The sequence below is a fragment of the Mediterraneibacter massiliensis genome (assembly GCF_001487105.1).
Classification (GTDB): domain Bacteria; phylum Bacillota; class Clostridia; order Lachnospirales; family Lachnospiraceae; genus Mediterraneibacter; species Mediterraneibacter massiliensis.
This window is the reverse complement of record NZ_LN913001.1, coordinates 864,838-879,877: the sequence shown is the minus strand read 5'-3', so window position 1 is coordinate 879,877 and position 15,040 is coordinate 864,838. Positions and strand designations below refer to the sequence as shown.

Here is a 15,040-nt window from a genome sequence, read left to right as displayed (position 1 = left end):
ATAAAAAGGCACTTTTTTTGTCAAATTTTTTAAATTTATTAGTGCTTGTTTGTGCTAGTTGTGATATAATAAAAAGAAAAGAGGTTTTTTATGTACGTAAATATCACAGGTAGTGCAAACAACAAAGATGTATATATTTATCAGTCCTTCCGCAAAGAGAATGGAAAAACTTCCTCCCATATCTATAAAAAATTGGGAAAGATGAACGATCTCCTCGCACAATTCGACAATGATAAGGATAAGATGATGGCGTGGGCCAGAAACGAGGCAAAGAAAGAAACCGAACTTTATAATCTGAAAAATGGAAAAGTATCAGTGGACTTTTCACAAGGAGCTCGCATCCTAAAAAATGAACAGCGCCTTTTTAATACCGGATATCTCTTTCTCCAGTCTCTGGTTACAGAGCTCCGGCTGGATAAGATCTGTCGGTCGATCAAAAGTCGTCACAAGTATCAGTATGACCTGCTCGCTGTTTTTACGGATCTGATCTATGCACGCATTCTCCATCCTTCCAGTAAACGTGAAAGCTATGAGTACTGCAAAACTCTGCTGGAACCACCAAAGTATCATTTGCAGGATGTTTACCGCGCCCTTTCTGTTATTGCAGAAGAATCCGATTTTATACAAAGTGAGTTATACCGGAATTCCAACTTTGTCCATCCCCGGAACAAAAAAATCCTGTACTATGACTGCACAAACTTCTATTTCGAGATCGAGCAGGAAGATGAACTACGCAAATACGGCAAAAGCAAAGAACACCGACCAAATCCGATTGTCACCATGGGATTATTTATGGATGCGGATGGAATTCCTCTGTCTTTCGATATTTTTCCCGGAAACCAGAATGAGCAGACCACTTTAAAACCGTTAGAGCAAAAGATCATCCGGGATTTCAACTGCAGCGAATTTATTTTCTGTTCAGACAGTGGATTGGGTTCTCACAACAACCGCCGCTTCAACAGTTTCAACCACAGGGCTTATGTAATCACACATTCCCTGAAAAAAATGAAGGCGGAAGAGCGAAAAGAAGCGATGAATCCCACACAGTTCCGCAAGATAGGAGCACAGAAGTTCATCGACCTTCGTACACTGGATGAAACAGATGAAGAAATCTATAACTCCGTTTACTATAAGGAATATCCCCTTATAACAGGAGATATGGATGAGACACTGATTGTTACCTATTCTCCGAAATATGCTGCTTACCAGAGAAAGCTCCGGGAATGTCAGATTGAACGAGCACAAAAGATCTTGGATTCACCAGGAAAAAAGAGAAAAGGAACAAACCAAAATGACCCTATGCGGTTTGTAAAACGTACGACTGTTACCAAAGATGGAGAGATTGCTGAAAAAACAGTGTATGGACTTGATCAGGAACAGATAGAAAAAGAAGCAATGTATGATGGGTTCTACGCAGTAGTGACGAATCTGGAAGGAGACGTGGGTGATATCATCCGGATTAATCAGCAGCGTTGGGAAATAGAGGAAAACTTCCGGATCATGAAAGATGAACTCGGCTCCCGTCCCGCATTTGTCCGCCGAGAAGATCGGATCAAAGCCCATTTCATGACTTGCTATATCAGCCTGATTATTTATCGGCTCTTAGAGAAAAAGATTGGGAACAGATTCACTTGTGACCAGATCATCCAAACTCTGCGGGCCATGAATATGACCTTTTTAAGTGCTGCCAGTAGTTATATTCCTTCGTATACTCGCACGGAACTTACAGATGCTCTGCATCAGAGTTTTGGATTCCGTACGGATTACGAGATCATTACGAAAGCCTCTATGCGAACAATCATTAAAAATACAAAAATTTTAAAAAGACCTGAAATATAGCACATATCGATGCAAGACAAGAAACGGCTACACCTCCCATATTTACTGGGTTTGTAGCCGTTTTTTTCTCTTCTAACTGTCAAAGACGGGACCTTAATTATCCTAGCATAATTCCAGCAGATTGTAAAGAGCAACCTTTCAGCTTTTTCTTTGAACATTCATAAAAATACGCGTGATCGCTTAAAATTTCTTCCGCAAGGACCTGCGTTCCATTGATCTCTTTTACCATTTTGCTCATTTCTTCCGAATGTGTCCCTTTAGATGCCGGCACGATCACCACTTCATGTATGCTGCTTGGCAGGATATAATAATCTTCCTCCAATATCCCTCCTATCCTCTCCAGCATCTTCGGATACAGGATGCACGCAGCCCCCAGATTGCGAACACGGTTCGAAAGTACATACATGCAGTCTCTCTCCAGACTGTCATGCTGCAGCAGATCCTGTCCTTTCTGGTTTCCTATGCACTCCTCTTTTTCCATGTCTCCCTGCAATATACTACGCATAGTAAAAAACTGTGCGGGAAGTAATGTCAGCACGTTTTTCCGCGCGTCTTCCCATATCCTGCCCACACTTACGTTCCATCTGTTCAGGTGGTCGTTATACAGCAGCATTGTCGCGCTGCCATACTCTGTTATCTCCAAAAGCACGTAAAAAACGATTGAAAGATCTAACATGGAAATATGCGGCGCCAGCTTTAAGAGTTCTTTATTTTTTTCTGTATTGATCAGTTTAAACGCAATCTTTTTCTTTACGCTGTCATATGTTCTTATCTCTTCAGGATCCCAGGAATGTTCACATCGTACTTTTTCATAAAAATATACGATCTCCACCGCGATTTTTTCCAAGGATTCCCCCTCTTCAAACTCTTCATAGAACTCTTCCAGATAGATCGTAGGAGAAATATTGATCCCCGGTGTCTCTATCAGAAGACCACTCTTTTCTTTTCCATTATTTTTTACTGCCTTATAAATGACGGCTTTCATCCCTCCTTCTAATTTTCTGTTTACTTCTTCTTTCACTGCACGCACAAATTCCTGATATTCCATACTGCTCCTTTCCTTTTGCACGTTCATCTTTTTACTTTGAGAAAACCGGCACGATCTGTGCCAACAGATACTTATGATTTGCATCTTATTTGAATTGAATCTAACGGGTAATTTTAATTATAAAAGACATGCTTACAAAAAACAATCCTACTTTGTGCAACATTTTGTTGTATTCCGATTTTTCTATTCTATCATAGTGAAAAATTTCTCCTATCGAAAAACAACGCCCTGCTTGTTTTCACTGGCAGGACGCTGTCGATATATCTTTTTATATTCTATTATACTCTTGAGAGATATTCGCCTGTACGTGTATCAATCTTCAGGACATCTCCTGTTTCACAAAACAGCGGAACCATAACAGTTGCCCCGGTTTCTACTACAGCCGGCTTTGTAGCCCCCTGCGCCGTATCACCCTTGAATCCAGGTTCTGTCTCTGTGATCGCCAGTTCTACAAACAATGGCGGCTCTACAGAAAATACATTGCCATTATGTGAACAGATCTTTACTGTCTCGTTTTCCTTTACAAATTTCAATGCGTCTCCTACAACTTCTGTGTTCAGCGCGATCTGATCATATGTCTCTACATCCATGAAGTTATACAGATCTCCGTCGTTGTACAGATACTGCATATCTTTCCTATCAATGTGCGCCTTCGGAAACTTTTCTGTCGGGCGGAAAGTTTTCTCCACTGCTCCTCCGCTGATGATATTTTTTAATTTTGTTCTAACGAACGCCGCTCCTTTTCCAGGCTTTACATGCTGGAACTCTAAGATCTGATAAATATTTCCGTCTATCTCAACGGTCACACCATTTTTAAAATCTCCTGCTGAAATCATTCGTAATCCTCCTTCAACCACGCATTCCTATGCGTTCTCCTACTATCGACTGTTTATAATTCTATAATAGTTTGCTTCTTTTTTCAAGCTTTTTTTGTTTTCTGCACTTTCTGCGATTCTCATCTGCGCATTTTCTTCTCGTAAAAATGTAAAACCACTTTTTCCAGGTATCTTTTCAAAACGATCTGTATCTCTTCTTTCGGATGGAGCGGTTTCACCAAGATATTGCGTATTCCCGCACGCTTAGCTCCCCATACATCTGTAAATAACTGATCTCCGATAAAGACCGTATTTGTCCTGTCTGTTCCCATGATCTCCATAGCCTTGACATAATTTTTCGTGGACGGCTTATGGGCATTATATATATAATCCGTTCCAATGTTCTGATTGAACATCTTTACACGAGGCTCTTGATTATTGGATATAAGGCAAGTCGAAAACCCGATGCCTTTCAGCCGCGCGAACAAATCTTCCGCACGCTCGTCCGCCGGCGCGCCGTGCGGTACCAGTGTATTGTCTATATCAAATATGACTCCTCTTATACCTTCTTCATACAACTTTTCAAATGGGACGGCATATGTCGATTCCATATACACATCCGGAAAAAAACGTTCAAACATTACTTCTCATCTAACTCCATCAATTTTGTAATGATTTCTTCACATATCTGCAATACTGTCTTATGATCCGTCTGGATGACTACGTCTGCAGCCGCCTCATATTTTTCCCGCCGCATCTCCATCATCTCCGCGATCGCTTCTACGTTATTACGGCCGGCAAGCACAGGACGGTCGTCGCAGCCCTTTACTCGTTCATACACAGTCTGCGGACTGGCAGTCAAAAGAACCACCCTGCCATTTTTCTTCATCTCTTTGACATTTTCCTCACGCAGAGCGGCCCCGCCCCCACAGGAAATGACACAATTTGTTCCTGTCTGCAGCTCTTTTAAGAGTTTTGTCTCCAATCCTCGAAAATATTCTTCACCATATGTGGCAAAAATATCCGAAATACTCATTTCTTCTTGTTCTTCTATCACCTGATCCATTTCTATCAGGCGCATGGCAAACACCGTACTCAGATAATCTGATACCGTGGATTTTCCTGCTCCCATAAAACCGATCAAAACGATATTATAATGAAACAGTTTTCTCGCCTGGATCCTTTTGCTGCTGCGCATGATCCTTTTAAAAACATCCTGTATCTCTTCCTGGTATTTATTCCCTGCAAGCTTTTCTCTTCGCCGTTTTTCCTGCTTTTCTTCCTGTGCAGGCTGTAAAACGGTCATTCCATATTTTTCCTTATATGCCATGATCTTCTCTATCACAGCATTTCTCTCGATCAGAGCATCTATGATCTTATCGTCGCAGATCGCCAGCTGCTCCCGGTACATCTCTAAATCATTCATCTCTTTCTTCCTTTTCCGGCAAAACAGATCTTATCTTACGACCAGCCGCCTGTATTTGCTGTCCGCCTGCTGCGCTAACTCCTACTGCCGCCAGGGCACGAACTAGCAATCTAACATATTATAACAACTTTTGTATGTGATAGCAAGAAATATTCCTCTAACATCCGTCACCAACATCCGCTCCCAGATATATAGAGCACAGCTGCCTTTTGCGTCTACCTATTTCGCACCTTCTTCCGACCTTTCCATAGCGGCCTTTACATCTCCTTTGAATAGTTCCCACGCCTTCTCATTTTCCACAAAGTACTTTGGACAGTTCTTGCCTGTCACATCATAATGCCGGATCACTTCGTTTTCAGTAAGCCCGAATTTCTCACACAGCCATGCGGTAAGCTGTACCGCCGAACGATACGTTTCCTTTGTAAATTCCCCGCTCTTATCTGGATGACAACATTCTATGGATACTGTATCCCTATTTCTCTCATTGGATGCATACGCAACTTCCCAGGTGGGGACACATTGGATGATCTCCCCTTCCAACCCGATCACAAAATTGCTGCTCACAGATGTTTCACCGCTGTCTTTTAATCCATTAAAATAATCTCTGTTTTCCTGGGCAGTGGAGCCCGGATTGGCAGTATAATGAATCACAATGCCGGTAATGCCGTCTGACTCTATTCCCGGTCTGGAATACTCATTGACATCTAAAAGCTGTACGTCGATCTCCGGCTTCGACGCATCTACGCGGATACCTGTATTGTCTTTATTCTGCTTGCCTATACAAGCATACAGGATAGAAAGCAGGGTAAGGATAAGCAGTACACACAATCCAATCTTCGTATACAACTGCTTCTTCCTTTTACTGTATCTGTATGTATTTCTGCTGTATTTCTTTCTTTTCATTTGTATGCCCCTTAGTCGCTTGATCTGCCTCTATATTAGCACATTTTGTACACACGATTTTATAAGAATTTCTTAAATTCATTTTCCTTTTCAGAGACCTGCGATATATTCTCTCTTTATTTTCTTCCACTGTCTTTCCACGCAGTATACTCCTTCACAGCAAAATCTCCTATATATTCTTCCGCATCGTTATATGTTTCTTATCTGCTTCTATGAAAATATCTGATACTTTTTCATATCCGCATGCCTCATAAAATCCAACCGCCTCGTATTTCGCATCCATTTCTATTTTTTTAACATTTCGGCTATGATAATATTTTTCAATATATTTTACTGCCTGTTTCCCCACTCCCTTCCCTCTCCATTCTCTCAAAATGCAAAATCTCTGTATTTTCACTATATTTTCCTCTATATATAGACATCGCAGCGCTCCGGCGTCCTCTCCTTGGTTTCTTATCAAAAAATGATCACAGCGACCTTCTAACCGGTCGTATGTATCCCTTTCTACTTCTTTAGGTACTTTCTTTTCCATGACAAACACTTTTTCTCGTATTTCCAAACAACGCCTCAGACTTTCTTCATCAAAAACCCGCAAAATCTCCGCACTTTCCATAACTTCCTCCCATCGAAGCTAATTTCAAAAAATAAACTCCGCCAAGCAAGAAGAGACCTTGCAGGCTCTGTGCCGCCTGCAGGATCTCTCCTTTCCATGTTTTCCTTATCTTCTTTTCTTATCTGTTTACCCTACTCATCCACACTGTAGTTCGGAGCTTCTTTTGTAATATGGATGTCGTGTGGATGGCTCTCTTTTAAGGACGCCGCAGAAATCTTGATAAATTTTCCGCTTTCCTTTAATTCTTCGATCGTATGAGCGCCGCAGTATCCCATACCGGAACGGATCCCACCCATAAGCTGGAACACCGTATCTTCCACTGTTCCCTTATACGCAACTCGTCCTTCTACGCCTTCAGGTACCAGTTTCTTTGCGTTTTCCTGGAAATAACGGTCTTTGCTTCCATTTTCCATGGCCGCGATAGAGCCCATTCCACGGTATACTTTATACTTTCTGCCTTGGAAAAGTTCAAATGTTCCCGGACTTTCATCACATCCGGCAAAGATACTTCCCATCATACAGACATTCGCGCCCGCTGCGATCGCTTTCGTCATATCACCAGAATATTTGATACCTCCATCTGCAATGATCGGCACGCCATATTCTTTTGCTGCCTCGTAACAATCCATAACAGCCGTAATCTGCGGTACGCCGATACCTGCAACTACACGTGTCGTACAGATAGAACCTGGTCCGATCCCAACCTTTACTGCATCCGCCCCTGCTTCGATCAAGGCTTTTGTCGCCTCTCCTGTCGCTACATTTCCTGCAATCACCTGCAGATCCGGATACTTTTCCTTCACCATACGGACTGTATGCAGCACATTAGCAGAATGTCCATGCGCGGAATCCATGACAACCACATCTACTTTTGCTTTTACCAGTTCGCTTACACGCTCCAGACAATTTGCCGTGATACCGATAGCAGCTCCGCAGAGCAGACGCCCTTGAGAATCTTTAGCAGACAAAGGATATTTGATCTGCTTTTCAATATCCTTTATCGTGATCAGGCCTTTTAAATTGCCCTCTGCATCTACGATCGGAAGTTTCTCTTTTCTTGCTTTGGCAAGAATTTTCTTCGCCTCATCCAACGTGATTCCTTCCTGCGCCGTAATGAGTCCTTCTGATGTCATGGACTCCTTGATCTTCTTTGAAAAATCTTCTTCAAACTTTAAATCACGGTTTGTGATGATTCCAACCAGTTTTCTGCCTTCTGTGATCGGTACTCCTGAAATACGGAATTTTGCCATCAAATCATTTGCATCGCCTAATGTATGTTCCGGGGAAAGGAAAAATGGGTCGGTGATAACACCGTTCTCCGAGCGTTTTACTTTATCCACTTCTTCTGCCTGCTGCTCGATCGCCATATTTTTATGGATAATGCCGACCCCGCCCTGTCTCGCCATCGCGATCGCCATACGATGTTCTGTAACAGTATCCATGCCGGCACTCATCATTGGGATATTTAATTTTATTTTCTTTGTCAGATTTGTAGACAGATCCACCTCGTTTGGAATTACTTCTGAATATGCCGGTACCAGGAGCACATCGTCAAATGTAATACCTTCTCCGATAATTTTTCCCATGTTTTCTCTTCCTCTCTTTCTCAAATATGTACAACTTTGGTTTATCTGATATGGTACAAAAATTCAAAGTAATTGTCAATAGATTGCCGCACGGTATCTCTATTTGATATTGAGAATTTTTAAACTCTATTATGAAGCCCTGCTTATAAAAGAAAATTTCCTTGCTATTCTGCCAGATTTCAAAAAAAGAGAAGCCTGTTTTAGACTTCTCTTTCTTTTTCTTATCTGCTTTCGGGAAATAGATTACATCATTCCCATGCCGCCCGCTCCGCCGGCTGGCATAGCAGGTGTATCTTCTTTGATCGTAGAAACGACGGATTCTGTTGTGAGCAGTGTAGACGCAACGCTTGTCGCATTCTGCAGGGCACTTCTTGTAACCTTCGCCGGATCCAAGATTCCTTCTTTTACCATATCTACATATTCTTCTTTATATGCGTCAAATCCCATTCCTGGTTTTTCTTCTCTTACCTTATTGATGACCACAGAACCTTCCAGACCTGCGTTTGTAACAATGTGATACAATGGAGCTTCCAAAGCTTTCAAGATGATCTTAGCGCCTGTCTTTTCATCTCCATCCAGTTCTTCCGCCATCTTTTCCACTTCTTTTGCCGCATGGATATAAGCGGAACCGCCTCCTGCGATGATTCCTTCCTCAACGGCTGCTCTTGTTGCGTTCAGCGCGTCTTCCATTCGCAGTTTTGCTTCTTTCATCTCTGTCTCTGTAGCAGCGCCTACGCGGATCACTGCAACACCACCGGCAAGTTTAGCCAGTCTTTCCTGTAATTTTTCTCTGTCAAAGTCTGAAGTTGTCTCTTCAATTCCTCTTTTGATCTGTGCGACACGATCTTCGATCGCTTGTTTATCGCCGCATCCGTCTACGATCACAGTATTTTCTTTCTGTACTTTTACAGATTTTGCACGTCCAAGCTGTTCCATTGTCGTTTCTTTCAGATCAAGTCCGAGTTCTTCGGAAATCACCTGGCCGCCTGTCAGAATCGCAATATCCTGCAGCATTTCTTTTCTTCTGTCTCCATATCCAGGTGCCTTTACAGCAACTACGTTGAATGTTCCACGCAGTTTATTTATAATCAGTGTGCTAAGTGCTTCGCCTTCGATATCCTCTGCAATGATCAGAAGTTTCGCGCCTGATTGTACAACCTGTTCCAACAGAGGAAGCAGATCCTGGATACTGGAAATCTTTTTATCTGTGATCAGGATATATGGATCTTCTAAGTTGGCTTCCATTTTCTCCATATCTGTTGCCATATATGCTGAAATGTATCCGCGGTCGAACTGCATACCTTCTACCAGATCCAATTCTGTATGCATCGTCTTGGATTCTTCAATCGTGATAACGCCGTCGTTAGAAACTTTTTCCATAGCGTCTGCTACCATCTGTCCTACAGACTCATCACCTGAAGAAACAGCTGCAACTCTTGCGATCTGCTCTTTGTCTTTTACCTTACTGCTCATCGCCGCAATCGCCTCTACAGCTTTGTCAGTTGCTTTTTTCATACCTTTGCGCAGTACGATCGGATTTGCGCCTGCTGCCAGGTTCTTCATTCCTTCGTTTACCATTGCCTGCGCCAGAACAGTTGCTGTTGTCGTTCCGTCACCTGCTACGTCATTTGTCTTAGAAGCAACTTCTCTGATCAGCTGTGCTCCCATATTTTCAAACCCATCTTCCAGTTCGATCTCTTTCGCGATCGTTACACCGTCATTTGTGATAAGCGGTGCGCCAAAAGATTTATCCAGTACGACATTTCTTCCTTTTGGTCCCAATGTTACACTTACTGTATCTGCCAGCTGATTTACACCTTTTTCCAACGCTGCTCTGGCTTCAGCTCCATATTTGATTTCCTTTGCCATTTTTAAGCATCTCCTTTTTTATTTTCTCAGTATTGATTCTTTCACTTCAATTTTCAGGCTTTATTCTACGATCGCAAGTATATCATTCTGTTTTACGATAATATAACTGTCGCCTTCCAACTCTACTTCTGTTCCCGCATATTTGGAATAAATAACTTTATCCCCTGCTTTCACCTGCATTGTCACTTCTTTTCCATCTATGATTCCACCAGGTCCTACAGCTATAACTTCTGCTTCCTGCGGCTTTTCCTTTGCCTGCCCAGGTAAAACGATGCCTGATTTTGTTGTTTCTTCTGCTTCTAACTGTTTTAACACAATTTTGTCACCCAATGGTACTAACTTCATAGTAATTCCTCCTTAATTTTTGCTTTATGCCTTTTATTAGCACTCATTTGTACTGAGTGCTAACCTCATGAATATAAAATAGCACTCTGCTGACTATTTGTCAACAGAGTTTCTAAATTTTATAATTAGTTTATATTCATTTAACCTCTTCCCGTTTCATGCACACTGTAGAATCCATTTTCAATCCTAAATCTCAATATATTTCTGTTTTCAGACTGATACCTCTCTTTCACGACACCCGTGCAGTACAACAGTTCAGTTCTCGCTGAAATATAACATCTATATTTCGCGTCCAGTGAAATAGCAGTCAGGTCTTTCTCCTTTAATTCCAAAAACATCTCGTCTTCTTCCAGATCATATCTTAAAACGCGGCACTGATGTGTCACTTCGTCAAAGATTCCATCTGCCGATATCACCTTTTCCATCTTTAAGTCTACCGGATTTCCTTCGTACATCCTCGTCCCTCCTTCTGTCACATAAGGGGTATCAGTCTATTCTGATACCCCTTCTTTTCTTGTATATCACATACGTTCTTTTTTAATTTTTTCTAACTCTGTAAATACATAATCGTTCAAAACTTTTATATACGTTCCTTTCATCCCCGAAGATCGGGATTCGATCACGCCTGCGCTCTCGAATTTGCGCAGCGCATTGACGATCACAGAACGAGTAATTCCTACCCGGTCAGCCACCTTGCTTGCGACCAGGATACCTTCTGTTCCGTCCAGTTCTTCAAAAATATGGATGATCGCCTCCAACTCCGAAAAAGAAAGCGTGCTGATCGCAGACTGTACAATGTGTTCTTTCCGCGTCTCCTCTGCGCTTTCCTCATTGACAGAACGCAGCATCTCAAGTCCCACAACAGCCGTCCCGTATTCGCTTAAAATAATATCGTCTATAGAATACATATCCGTCTGCTTATAGATAAACAGTGTACCCAGACGTTCCCCCGCAATATTGATCGGTGTAACGATCGCCTGATAACCCTGCGCCGCCTCTGCCGAGAAGCCCAGCGTTTCCAGATTGACATTTTCCTTTGTGGAAAGAATATTCAGCAGACGCTCATTGAGCATACTGTCGATATGCGCGCCGACTGACTCTGTGATCAATTCGTGTATCTCGTCTACTGTATTGCATTTACTAACGCCAAGGATCTTCCCTTTCTTACTGACAACAAGAACACTGGAATCTAAAATTTCTGTAAGGACAGCACATATGTCATTAAAAACCACCTTACTAGAATTATTGTTGTGCAGCAGTTTATTAATCTTTCTTGTCTTATCTAATAACTGTACGCTCATCATTTCCTCCAAACCAATTGTATATACAAAACCCATCAATTCACTAGACAAGCATATGTTATCATATAATTTCTGAATTTTCAATACAATTCATTAAATCTTTTTCAATTCTCGGACATATCCACACTTTTCATCCGAACAAACTAACTTATTTCCCTTTTCCACCATGTATTTTCCACATTCCGGGCATTTTTCTTTGGATGGCTTCTGCCATGACATAAATTCACACTCCGGATTATTTTCACACCCGTAATATTTTCGTCCTTTCTTCGTCTTGCGGATCACAACCTCTTTGCCGCATAAAGGACACGCAACTCCGATCTTTTCAAGATATGGCTTCGTATTCCGGCATTCAGGAAAACCGGGACAAGCCAGGAATTTGCCATGAGGACCGTATTTGATGACCATATTGCGTCCACATTCCTCGCAAACGACATCTGTCACCTCGTCTTCAATCTTCACACTTTCCAACTCTTTCTCCGCTGTATTAACGGCCTCATTTAAATCCGGATAAAAGTTTCGTATGACATCTTTCCATGCTACTTTTCCTTCTTCCACCATATCCAGAAGGCCTTCCATATTCGCTGTGAAATTCACATCCACTATACTCGGGAAGGAGCGTTTCATAATACTGTTGACAACTTCACCTATTTCTGTGATATATAGATTTTTCGCCTCTTTGGTAATATAACGTCTGCCCAGGATGGTCGAGATCGTAGGCGCATACGTACTCGGTCTGCCGATGCCGAGTTCCTCTAAAGCCTTGACAAGCGTCGCCTCCGTATAATGCGCAGGGGGCTGTGTAAAGTGCTGTTTGGCATCAAACTCCTCCTTTTCCAGGCGAGAGTCTTCCTTTAGTCCGCCTACCAGTACATTGTTCTCTTCCTTTTCTTCATCTGCCTCTGTATAGACCGAGCGAAATCCCTGGAACGCGATCTTGGACGTTGTTACTGTAAAGACATATTTCCCGGCGCCGATCTTTACTGCCGTTGTCTCGTATCGGGCCGGCTGCATCCTGCTTGCCGCAAACCGCTTCCATATCAGCTGATACAGACGAAACTGATCTCTGGAGAGAGACTCTTTTAAAGAAGCTGGTGTTCTCGTAATATCTGTAGGACGGATCGCCTCATGAGCATCCTGGATCTTTTTCTCTGTCTTCTTTGTCCCTGTTTGTTCTATCACATATTCTTTTCCATAGGTCTCGGCAATATACTCTCTTGCCGCTGCATCTGCCTCTTCTGCGATCCTGGTAGAATCCGTACGCAGATAAGTGATAACGCCCACTGTTCCATTTCCTTTGATATCGATCCCCTCATACAACTGCTGCGCGATCCGCATCGTCTTTTGCGTACCAAAATTCAACGCCTTTGCCGCCTCCTGCTGCAGCGTACTTGTCGTAAATGGAAGAGGCGCTTTTCTCAGCCTTTCACTTTGCTTGATATTTGTAATAGAAAAGTGCTCTTTTTCTAATTCTTTCCTGATCTTATCCATCTCTTCTTCTGAATGGATCGTTATTTTCTCTTTCTCTGTTCCATAGAACTTTGCCGTCAGCGGTCGTTTTTCTCCTTCTACCTTAAGAATCGCATCCAGGCTCCAATATTCTTCCGGTATAAACGCATCTATTTCTTCTTCCCGATCCGCGATCAGACGGAGAGCTACAGACTGTACTCTCCCGGCGCTTAAACCTCTCTTTACCTTTGCCCAGAGAAGCGGGCTGATCCGATACCCCACCATCCGGTCTAATACACGGCGCGCCTGCTGCGCGTCCACCAGATTCATATCTATGTCCCGCGGATGCTTTAAAGATGCTTTCACGGCATTTTTTGTAATTTCATTGAATGTGATCCTGCGCATTTTCTTGGAGTCTAACTTCAATGCCGCCGCCAGATGCCATGAGATTGCTTCCCCCTCCCGGTCCGGGTCAGTCGCAAGATATACCTTGTCTGCTTTTTTTGCTTCTTTTCTTAATTTTGCCAGAATATCACCTTTTCCGCGTATGGTAATATATTTCGGGTCATAATCATGCTCCACATCCACGCCTAACTGGCTTTTGGGCAGATCCCGCACATGTCCCTGAGAAGCATCTACCGTGTAACTGCTCCCCAGAAATTTTTTGATTGTCTTTACCTTCGCCGGTGACTCCACGATTACAAGATAATGCGCCATAAAATACTACTCCTCCATTGGCAATTTATGTCTATTTGATCTTTATATAATAGTTTTTCGATATTTCTCTGATAAAGCCCTGCAATTCCAAAGATACCAGTATTTGCAACAGTTCTTCACTTCCAAGTTTCGTTTCTTCCACTAAACGGCTGATACTCTTGGGATACAGACCGACACAACTATACACCATATTTTCCGGACTTTCAAGCGTTTTTTCATTTTTGTATAGATTTTTACTTTCAGATAACATCTGCACTCCCATTTCTTCCAACAGCATTTCCGGCGACAGAAGGACACCTGCTCCCTGTCTTATCAGCTGATTGCATCCCTCGCTCAAATGACTGTTTACAGGGCCCGGAAGCGCATAAATATCCTTTCCCTGCTCCAGCGCCATATCTGCCGTGATCAAAGATCCACTGCGTTTTCTTGCTTCGATCACCAGTATGCTGTCTGCCAGACCACTTATGATCCGGTTTCTCATAGGAAAATAATGGGCAAGAGGCGGCGTGCCCGGCGGCTGTTCCGATATGATTCCTCCTCCCTGCTCTAAAATATCCACATATAATCCCATATGTTCCTTCGGATAACAGACATCCACACCTGACCCAAGCACCGCAAATGTCTTTCCTGCGCCAAGCAAAGCGCCTCTTTGCCCCATTCCGTCGATTCCTCTGGCCAATCCGCTTATGATCTCCACACCATATTCCGCTAATTTTTTTCCAAATTCAAGTGCATATTTTTCCCCGTAGGGAGTACACCTGCGCGCTCCTACAATGGCTGCCTGTTTCTTCGTTTCATCCGGCAGATTTCCTTTTACATACAGTACATATGGAAAATCTGTGATTTCTTTTAACTTTTGTGGATACGTGTCCATAAAACAAGTGATCACCCTGATCCCCATGCTTTTTATCCTATCATACATATCTTTCAAATTCTTTTCTTTTTGCGCCTGTATGACCGTATTTTGTTCTTTTTCATTTAAAAACGACACTTTTTTTATCTCTGTTTCTTCTATATAATATACCTTCTCTGCCGACGCAAATTGTGTGTGCAGGAGACACTTTTTCTGATTGGATAAATGCTTTATACGTGCCAGCCAATATTCATATTCTCTTCCTGCTTCTATCAT

Annotated in this window: 14 protein-coding genes; 1 reads left to right on the top strand and 13 read right to left on the bottom strand. The window is 42.5% G+C overall.

Annotated elements, in window-relative coordinates; translation table 11 throughout:
• Positions 1–90: 90 nt before the first annotated feature.
• On the top strand, positions 91–1,839 hold the full coding sequence (locus BN3282_RS08415; protein ID WP_059066375.1) for an IS1634 family transposase: 1,749 nt from the start codon (positions 91–93) through the stop codon (positions 1,837–1,839).
• A 97-nt stretch (positions 1,840–1,936) separates the two neighbouring features.
• Here BN3282_RS08415 and BN3282_RS08410 read toward each other — a convergent pair whose 3' ends face one another.
• From BN3282_RS08410 to dprA, 13 genes are all read right to left on the bottom strand, one after another.
• Complete coding sequence (locus tag BN3282_RS08410; protein ID WP_242866623.1) at positions 1,937–2,914, bottom strand: DUF5688 family protein; 978 nt, start codon at positions 2,912–2,914, stop codon at positions 1,937–1,939.
• A gap of 251 nt (positions 2,915–3,165) precedes the next feature.
• Positions 3,166–3,723, bottom strand: coding sequence for an elongation factor P (gene efp, locus BN3282_RS08405; protein WP_059068290.1), 558 nt, complete (start codon positions 3,721–3,723; stop codon positions 3,166–3,168).
• A gap of 119 nt (positions 3,724–3,842) precedes the next feature.
• The gene (locus tag BN3282_RS08400) at positions 3,843–4,343 is read right to left on the bottom strand and encodes a YqeG family HAD IIIA-type phosphatase (protein WP_059068288.1); all 501 of its coding nucleotides are present in this window, start codon (positions 4,341–4,343) and stop codon (positions 3,843–3,845) included.
• Positions 4,343–5,128, bottom strand: coding sequence for a shikimate kinase (locus tag BN3282_RS08395; RefSeq protein WP_059068286.1), 786 nt, complete (start codon positions 5,126–5,128; stop codon positions 4,343–4,345). Before BN3282_RS08395 ends, BN3282_RS08400 begins: the two co-directional genes overlap by 1 nt.
• 219 nt (positions 5,129–5,347) lie before the next feature.
• Entirely contained in the window at positions 5,348–6,031 is a 684-nt protein-coding gene (locus tag BN3282_RS08390; RefSeq protein ID WP_059068284.1) for a peptidoglycan recognition protein family protein, read from the bottom strand.
• Positions 6,032–6,200: 169 nt separating this feature from the next.
• Complete coding sequence (locus BN3282_RS08385) at positions 6,201–6,644, bottom strand: GNAT family N-acetyltransferase (RefSeq protein ID WP_059068282.1); 444 nt, start codon at positions 6,642–6,644, stop codon at positions 6,201–6,203.
• 131 nt (positions 6,645–6,775) lie between these two features.
• Complete coding sequence (guaB, locus tag BN3282_RS08380) at positions 6,776–8,230, bottom strand: IMP dehydrogenase (RefSeq protein WP_059068280.1); 1,455 nt, start codon at positions 8,228–8,230, stop codon at positions 6,776–6,778.
• Between the two features lie 243 nt (positions 8,231–8,473).
• Positions 8,474–10,099 carry a chaperonin GroEL gene (gene groL, locus BN3282_RS08375; RefSeq protein ID WP_059068278.1) on the bottom strand — a complete coding sequence of 542 codons (1,626 nt, stop codon included), beginning with the start codon at positions 10,097–10,099 and terminating at the stop codon, positions 8,474–8,476.
• Between the two features lie 60 nt (positions 10,100–10,159).
• Positions 10,160–10,444, bottom strand: a complete 285-nt coding sequence (locus BN3282_RS08370) for a co-chaperone GroES (RefSeq protein WP_059068276.1) — start codon at positions 10,442–10,444, stop codon at positions 10,160–10,162.
• 140 nt (positions 10,445–10,584) lie between these two features.
• Positions 10,585–10,899, bottom strand: a complete 315-nt coding sequence (locus BN3282_RS08365; RefSeq protein WP_059068274.1) for a hypothetical protein — start codon at positions 10,897–10,899, stop codon at positions 10,585–10,587.
• A 66-nt stretch (positions 10,900–10,965) separates the two neighbouring features.
• Positions 10,966–11,745 carry a GTP-sensing pleiotropic transcriptional regulator CodY gene (codY, locus tag BN3282_RS08360; RefSeq protein ID WP_059068272.1) on the bottom strand — a complete coding sequence of 260 codons (780 nt, stop codon included), beginning with the start codon at positions 11,743–11,745 and terminating at the stop codon, positions 10,966–10,968.
• A 93-nt stretch (positions 11,746–11,838) separates the two neighbouring features.
• On the bottom strand, positions 11,839–13,911 hold the full coding sequence (gene topA, locus BN3282_RS08355; protein WP_059068270.1) for a type I DNA topoisomerase: 2,073 nt from the start codon (positions 13,909–13,911) through the stop codon (positions 11,839–11,841).
• A gap of 31 nt (positions 13,912–13,942) precedes the next feature.
• Positions 13,943–15,040 (bottom strand): DNA-processing protein DprA, encoded by a 1,098-nt coding sequence (gene dprA, locus BN3282_RS08350; RefSeq protein WP_059068268.1) that lies wholly within the window; start codon positions 15,038–15,040, stop codon positions 13,943–13,945.